We start from the raw sequence: 6,699 nt of genomic DNA, 5'->3' as shown, positions 1-6,699 counted from the left end.
CCCCCGCCACCGTCAACCCCACCTGACCAGCACCAACAGGATGAAAAACCCCCAATGTGGCATTGGATGCATCTGACGCAACCAATGCCACATTGGGTGCGTGGTGCCTGCCACGACGGGCACCGGGTGTCACGGATGCCGGTCTCCCTGCTCGGCAAAAACCCGCACCGCCTCGTTGACCGAAGCAGTCCTTGCGGTCCGCACGGCGTCTGCCAGCGGTCGCAGCGCCTCGGCCCGCCGGTTCACCGCCGAAGCCGACAGCGCCCCGCCCGGGTCATCCGTCTGCGCGACAGCCAGAATCGCCGAGATCTCCTCCGCTCGCTGCAGTACCCGCAGCGCTCGCCCCGGCGTTCCGGCAGGCCATTCGACCTGCGGCCGGGCCCGCAAATGCGCCGACAGCTCCGCCCGCACCCCAGGCCGGTCACTCGCCACGTCCAACGCCTGCAACGCCCCCGCACTAGCCCGGATCGCGTCCGTCAGCCCATGCTCGGCATCCGGCAACGGCTGATACTCCAGCGAAACCGGCGCACCGAGCGAATACACAGTCCACCGCATCAGGCCCTCGGCGATCGGTTCCGGCACCAAACCGAAGCTAAGCCCGGCCAGCACCACCGCTTCGCCGCATCGCAGTGCTGCCTCGGCGAACGGTCCGCCGCCGCCAAGACCCCGCACATCGCCGGGCACCGGCAGCACCAGCTGGACGCTCGTCGCACCTTGCGCGCGCAACGCCAGCAGCAGTTGCACGGGGGTCGCCGCGCGGTGGAAAGCCAGCGGGAGGTCGAACGCGTCCGCGGCGGCGGGATCGGCCGCGACGACGTCGTGGGCCTCGGCCCAGTCCTGCAAAGCGTCGAGGACGTCGTCGGACGCCGCGGCCCCGTTCAGCCACGCGGAGGACCAGACGGCGAGGGTCGCACTGGGTCGGCACACGACCGCTTATTTTACCGGTTCCGCCGCGCTCCGCCGATTCCCGCCCGGCTGGAGCCGCTCCACATCGACGCGAGCGGAAACGGTCAGTAGCGTCGAAGGGGTGAACGCTGTTCCCGACGCTCTTCCCCGCACCGCCGGCGAGCTTCGCGCCGCCGGATACGCCCCGCGCCCCATCGCGCGCGAGATCCACGACAACCTGCTCTCCGCGCTGCGCGAGGGCCGCGACGCCTGGCCCGGCATCGTCGGCTTCTCCCGCACCGTGCTGCCCCAGCTCGAACGCGCCCTGCTGGCCGGCCACGACGTCGTCCTGCTCGGCGAGCGCGGCCAGGGCAAGACCCGGCTGCTGCGCACCCTGGCCGGCCTGCTCGACGAGTGGACCCCGGTCATCGAGGGCTCCGAACTGGGCGAACACCCGCTCGACCCGATCACGCCCGCCTCGCTGCGCCGCGCCGCCGAACTCGGCGACGACCTGCCGGTGGCCTGGCGGCACCGCAGCGAGCGCTACACCGAAAAGCTGGCCACGCCGGACACCAGCGTCGGCGACCTGATCGGCGACGTCGACCCGGTGAAGGTGGCCGAGGGCCGCAGCCTCGGCGACCCGGAGACCATCCACTTCGGACTCGTGCCGCGCGCGCACCGCGGCATCGTCGCGATCAACGAGCTGCCCGACCTCGCCGAGCGGATCCAGGTCGCGCTGCTGAACGTGATGGAGGAACGCGACATCCAGGTCCGCGGCTACACGCTGCGGCTGCCGCTGGACGTCCTCCTCGTGGCCACCGCCAACCCCGAGGACTACACCAACCGCGGCCGGATCATCACGCCGCTGAAGGACCGTTTCGGCGCGGAGATCCGCACGCACTATCCGCTGGACGTCGAGTCCGAGGTCGCCGTGGTGCGCCAGGAGGCGAACCTCGTCGCGGAGGTCGGCGAGCCGCTGCTGGAGGTGCTGGCCCGGTTCGTGCGGAACCTGCGCGAGTCGCCGGTCATCGACCAGCGTTCCGGCGTGTCCGCCCGGTTCGCGGTGGCGGCGGCCGAAACGGTCGCGGCGGCTGCCCTGCGCCGCGCGGCGGTGACGGGGGAGGACCCGGCGGTTGCGCGTCCGGTCGATCTCGAAGCCGTGCCCGCCGTGCTGCGCGGCAAGGTGGAGTTCGAGCCCGGCGAGGAGGGCCGTGAGGTCGAGCACCTCGTGCACCTGATGCGCCGCGCGATCGCGGAAACCGCCCGCGAACGGTTCGCCGGGCTCGATTTGCGCCCGCTGTCCGACGCGGTCGCGGACGGCCACCTGGTCGCCACCGGCGAGCGCATTCCCGGTGCGGAAGTCCTCGCGGCGCTGCCGGAACTGCCGGTGCTGCACGAGGTCGCCCAGCGCGCCGGGGTGTCCGCGGACGAGCCGGCGGGCCGGATCGCGGCGGCGGTCGAGCTGGCCCTGGAGTCGCTGTTCCTCGCCCGCAGGCTGGCGAAGGACTCCGACGACGGCACGACGGTGTACGGCGAATAATGCCGCTCTTACCGGAGGGATACTCCTACGGCCCGTGGCACGACGGGCCGGATCCGCTGGCCCCGCCCGCGGACCTGCGGGACGCCCTTGACGAGATCGGCCGCGACGTCATGGGCGGCGCGTCCCCGCGTTCGGCGCTGGAGGAACTGCTGCGGCGCGGCACTGAACGCACTGCCGGCCTTGACGAACTGACCCGTCAGCTGTGGCAGCGCCGGTCGCAAATCCAGCGGCGGCACCGGCTGGACGGCACGCTGCAGGAAGTCCAGCAGCTGCTGCAGGAAGCGCTTGAAGCCGAGCGCCGCGAGCTGTTCCCGGACCCGGACGACGACGCCCGCTTCCGCGAGGCCCAGCTCGACGCCCTGCCGCCGGGCACCGCCGCGGCCGTGCGTGAGCTGAACGAGTACGACTGGCGTTCGGCCGAGGCGCGGCAGAAGTACGAGCAGATCCGCGACCTCCTCGGCCGCGAGCTGCTGGACGCGCGTTTCCAGGGCATGAAGCAGGCGATGCAGAACGCCGGCCCGGAGGACGTCGAGCGGATCAACCAGATGCTCGGCGACCTCAACGCGCTGCTGGCCGCGCACGCACAGGGCGCGAGCGACATCGGCGAGCGGTTCAGCGAGTTCATGCGGCGGCACGGCGAGTTCTTCCCGGAGAACCCGCGCAACGTCGAGGAGCTGATCGACGTGCTGGCCGCCCGTTCCGCCGCCGCGCAGCGGATGCTGAACTCGATGTCCGAGGAGCAACGGGCGGAGCTGGCCGAGCTTTCGCAGCAGGCTTTCGGCGATCCGAGGCTGGCGCAGCAACTGTCCGCTTTGGACTCCCAGCTGCGTGCCTTGCGGCCAGGAGAAGACTGGACGTCGTCGTCGAGGTTCCGCGGCCAAGACCCGCTCGGTCTTGGCGAAGGCGCGCAGGCGATGGCCGATCTGGCGGAGCTGGACGCTCTCGCCGAGCAACTGGGCCAGTCGTACCCGGGCGCTCGCCTGGAAGACATCGACCTGGAGGCGCTGGAACGCCAGCTCGGTCCCGACGCGGGCGTCGATGCCCGCCGACTGTCCGAACTGGAACGAGAGCTGCGTCAGCAGGGCTTGTTCGAGCGCGCCGCGGACGGCACGTTGCGGTTGTCTCCCAAGGCTTTGCGCCGTCTTGGCGAAACCGCACTGTCCGATGTGGTCAACGCGCTGCGCGGCAAGTCCGGGGAACGGGAAACCGAATCCGCCGGAGCGGCAGGCGAGCCGACCGGTTCGAGCCGCCCCTGGCGGTTCGGGGACATGCAACCCTGGGACGTCCCGCGCACGGTGCGCAACGCCGTGCTCAGGTCGACTGCGGTGGGTTCGGGGGCAGTGCGGCTCGATGTCGAGGACGTCGAAGTCATCGAGACCGAGCACCGGTCTCGGGCGGCCGTCGCGCTGCTGGTCGACACGTCGTGGTCGATGGTCCAGGAGGGCCGCTGGCTGCCGATGAAGCGCACCGCGCTGGCGCTGCACCAGCTGATCAGCACCCGGTTCCGCAACGACGCCCTGCAGCTGATCACCTTCGGCCGCTACGCGATGCCGGTGGACCTGCCCGAGCTGGTCGGGCTGGAAGGCACGTGGGAGCAAGGCACCAACGCCCACCACGCACTCCTGCTGGCCGGACGGCACCTGCGCCGCCACCCGGACGCGCAGCCGGTGGTCCTGATGGTCACCGACGGCGAGCCCACCGCCCACCTGGAACCCGACGGCGAAGCGGAATTCTCCTACCCGCCGGAGCCGGTGACCATCTACAAGACACTGTCCGAAGTGGACAGAATCGCCAAGCTGGGCGCGTCGGTCACGGTGTTCCGCCTCGGCGACGACCCGCGGCTGGAAGCCTTCGTGGACACCATCGCCCGCCGCTCGGGCGGCCGCGTCGTAGCCCCGGACCTGGACGGCCTGGGCGCCGCGGTAGTAGGCGACTACCTCCGCACCCGCCGCCGCTGAGACAACGGTCCGTGAAGGACTCCTTGCGGGAACCAGATTCCCTCAAGGAGTCCTTCACGGACGGTCAGCGCCGGTGCACCGCGATCCGCGCCCCGTCGCCGGGGACCAGCGTGATGTGCCGGGTCTTGGTGCGTTCCGGCCGGGGATGAGGCGTGCTCACCCGGTAGCGGCGGAACAGCTCGCGCAGCACGATCGTGGCTTCCAGCAACGAGAATCCCGCCCCGAGACACCGCCGCGCCCCGCCGCCGAACGGGAACCAGCTGCCGCTCGGCGGACCGCCGCCGAGGAACCGCGCCGGATCGAACACCTCCGGCGACGGATGGTGCTCCGCACTCGCGTGGATCATCGAAATCGACGGCAGCACCATGTACCCGGCCGGAACCGTGTACCGCCCCACCTGCACGTCCTTCGTGAGCTTCCGCGACACCTCGGAAATGATCGGCCGCAACCGCATCGCTTCCTTGGCCACCGCTTCGAGGTACTTCTCGTCGCCCTCGTCGGCGGCGCGAGTGGTCTCGGCGGCCGTGGCGGGGTCGCGGGCAAGCTCGTGCAGCGCCCAGGCCAGCGCCGTCGCCGTGGTCTCGTGCCCGGCCAGCAGCAGCGTGATCAGCTGATCCCGCAGTTCGATGTCGCTCAGCTGCTCGTCTCCGGGCACCGTGAGCAGGCGCGACAGCACGTCGGTCCGTTCCGCCAGATCCGGAGCCGCCCGCCGTTCGGCGATCTCCGCGTACAGCAGCTGGTCGACCCGCTCCTGCCGCTCCCGGTTCCGCCGCCAGGGCCCGAACTTCTGGAACGCCGGGCTGTGCCAGCCGAACAGATCGAGCGCGCTGACGTCGACGACCCGCTCCAGCGCCGCCCGCAGCTCCGTCAGCCGGGCCCCGTCCGAAACGCCGAACACCACGCGCAGGATCACTTCCAGCGTCAGCGCGCGCATCCGGTCGTGCGCCCGGAACGGCCGCCCTTCCGGCCACCGATCCAGCTCGGCGACCGTCAGCTCGGTGACCATGTCGCGATACCCGCGCATCGCCGGCCCGTTGAACGCGGGCATCAGCAGCTTCCGCGCCCGTCGATGCTCTTCTTCGTCGGTGAGCAGCACGGAATGCTCGCCAAGCATCGGCTTGAGCACCATGTTTCCCTCGCCGGCGTGGAACGTCTCGACCGGACCGGCGAAGATCTCGCGGACGAGGTCGAGGTCCCCGATCAGCACCACCGAACGCTCCGGGAACAGCCGCAGCCGTACGACGTCGCCGTAATGCCGTTGCAGCCGGGGGAGCAGCGCGTTGCGGAAGGCGCCGAAAAGGACGGTTTGCACCGCCATCGGCAGCCGGGGACCGGGTGGGAGAGCGGAATGGGCGCGGATCGGCGTGCGCAGAGCCATGTATCCGTTCGTACTCGCGCCGGAGGCCGGTGTCCACCAGACTTGACCCTTACGCCGCGTGAGGCGTGATCGTGGTTTCTCGCAAGGGCCAAACGGCCGAAGAAACACTGGGGGAGAGCGATGGGCTACCGGGTGGGCGAGGTGGCGGCGCTGGCCGGCGTCACCGTGCGCGCGCTGCACCACTACGACGAGATCGGGCTGCTGTCGCCGAGCGGGCGGACCGCGGCCGGCTACCGGCGCTACGAGAGCGCCGATCTCGACCGGCTGCAGCGCGTCCTGCTCTACCGGGAGCTCGGGCTTCCCCTGGAGACGATCGCGTCCGTGCTGGCGGAGCCGGGGACCGACGCCGACGCCCACCTGAAACGGCAGCGGGAGCTGCTGGTGGCGCAGGCGGACCGGATCGCGCACATGGTCGCGGCCGTCGATCGATTGCTGGAGGCGAGAGCCATGGGCAACGCGTTGACGCCCGAGGAGAAGTTCGAAGTGTTCGGCGGGTTCCGGGAGCCGGACGGCTACGCGGAGGAGGCCGTCCGGCGCTGGGGCGACTGCCCGGAGTGGAAGCAGACGCAGCTGCCGGAGACCAAGCAGGAGTGGGCCGAGGCCGAGCGGCAGCGGAAGGACTGGGTACGCCGCCTGGTCGCGCTGGTCGACGAGGGCGTGCCCGCGGACAGCCTGGCGGCGGGCACGCTCGCCGAGGAGCACCGGGGGATGCTCGCCGCGGTGATGGGGGAGTGCGGGTACGAGATGCAGCAGCGGATCGCCGACCTGTACGCGAACGAGCCCGCGCAGCTGGCCTTCCTGGTCCGGGAGGACGAGCAGCGGCCCGGCATCGGGGCGTACGTGCGCGACGCCGTCCGGGCGAACGCCGCCCGGCAGCCGGCCTGACCATACCGGTGGGAGGGACAGAACGCCGGTCCCTCCCACCGGGTGGGAAAGCG

General features: G+C 71.2%; 5 protein-coding genes. 3 read left to right on the top strand and 2 right to left on the bottom strand.

What is annotated here, in order from left to right:
* Nucleotides 1–129 precede the first annotated feature (129 nt).
* Entirely contained in the window at nt 130–927 is a 798-nt protein-coding gene (locus ACFSVL_RS15565; RefSeq protein ID WP_378304679.1) for a hypothetical protein, read from the bottom strand.
* A 100-nt stretch (nt 928–1,027) separates the two neighbouring features.
* On the opposite strand from ACFSVL_RS15565, the gene ACFSVL_RS15560 reads away from it, so the two are divergent.
* Both ACFSVL_RS15560 and ACFSVL_RS15555 read left to right on the top strand, forming a co-directional pair.
* Entirely contained in the window at nt 1,028–2,425 is a 1,398-nt protein-coding gene (locus ACFSVL_RS15560) for an ATP-binding protein (protein WP_378304678.1), read from the top strand.
* Nucleotides 2,425–4,383 (top strand): hypothetical protein, encoded by a 1,959-nt coding sequence (locus ACFSVL_RS15555; RefSeq protein ID WP_378304676.1) that lies wholly within the window; start codon nt 2,425–2,427, stop codon nt 4,381–4,383. Before ACFSVL_RS15560 ends, ACFSVL_RS15555 begins: the two co-directional genes overlap by 1 nt.
* A gap of 64 nt (nt 4,384–4,447) precedes the next feature.
* Here ACFSVL_RS15555 and ACFSVL_RS15550 read toward each other — a convergent pair whose 3' ends face one another.
* The gene (locus ACFSVL_RS15550) at nt 4,448–5,761 is read right to left on the bottom strand and encodes a cytochrome P450 (RefSeq protein ID WP_378304674.1); all 1,314 of its coding nucleotides are present in this window, start codon (nt 5,759–5,761) and stop codon (nt 4,448–4,450) included.
* A 120-nt stretch (nt 5,762–5,881) separates the two neighbouring features.
* Here ACFSVL_RS15550 and ACFSVL_RS15545 point away from each other — a divergent pair, with 120 nt between their 5' ends.
* Nucleotides 5,882–6,646 (top strand): MerR family transcriptional regulator, encoded by a 765-nt coding sequence (locus ACFSVL_RS15545; protein ID WP_378304672.1) that lies wholly within the window; start codon nt 5,882–5,884, stop codon nt 6,644–6,646.
* Nucleotides 6,647–6,699: the final 53 nt, after the last annotated feature.

The sequence above is a fragment of the Amycolatopsis silviterrae genome (assembly GCF_042684085.1).
GTDB lineage: Bacteria > Actinomycetota > Actinomycetes > Mycobacteriales > Pseudonocardiaceae > Amycolatopsis > Amycolatopsis silviterrae.
Note: the sequence above shows the minus strand (reverse complement) of the source record. Positions and strands in the feature narration are given on the sequence as shown.

Excerpts from the sequence above, each read along its gene's own strand:
- ACFSVL_RS15555 (WP_378304676.1), top strand. The coding sequence starts at position 2,425 with ATGCCGCTCTTACCGGAGGGATACTCCTACGGCCCGTGGCACGACGGG.
- ACFSVL_RS15550 (WP_378304674.1), bottom strand. The coding sequence starts at position 5,761 with ATGGCTCTGCGCACGCCGATCCGCGCCCATTCCGCTCTCCCACCCGGT.
- ACFSVL_RS15545 (WP_378304672.1), top strand. The coding sequence starts at position 5,882 with ATGGGCTACCGGGTGGGCGAGGTGGCGGCGCTGGCCGGCGTCACCGTG.